1 protein-coding gene is annotated in these 275 nt (G+C 68.7%); it reads left to right on the top strand.

The features are described 5' to 3' along the window. Positions 1-12: 12 nt before the first annotated feature. The coding region (locus AC5Y5Z_RS25570; RefSeq protein WP_499928299.1) for a DUF222 domain-containing protein at positions 13-275 on the top strand (263 nt) is incomplete at its 3' end.

Below are 275 nucleotides of genomic sequence, written 5' to 3'. Positions count from 1 at the left end.
TGGCACCAAGCCCTGAAAACGCCGACCGAGCAATCTCGGGGCTGGATCGAGGCGATCCGGGCCGGTCAGCGGATGGAAAGCCAGGCCGCCGCGGCACAGTTGATGGCCATCGGGGAGTTGTTCGCCTACCGGTTGCGCCGCCACGGCGAAACCGAGGACTGGGCCCTTGACACCATGGACGGGGTGGCCGCCGAAGTCGCCGCCGGCCTCAAGATCAGCCAGCGCGGCGCCTTGGACAAAGTCCGCATCGCCCGCGACATGCGCGAACGCCTCCC

Source organism: Mycobacterium sp. NGS29 (assembly GCF_059812965.1).
Note: the sequence above shows the minus strand (reverse complement) of the source record. Positions and strands in the feature narration are given on the sequence as shown.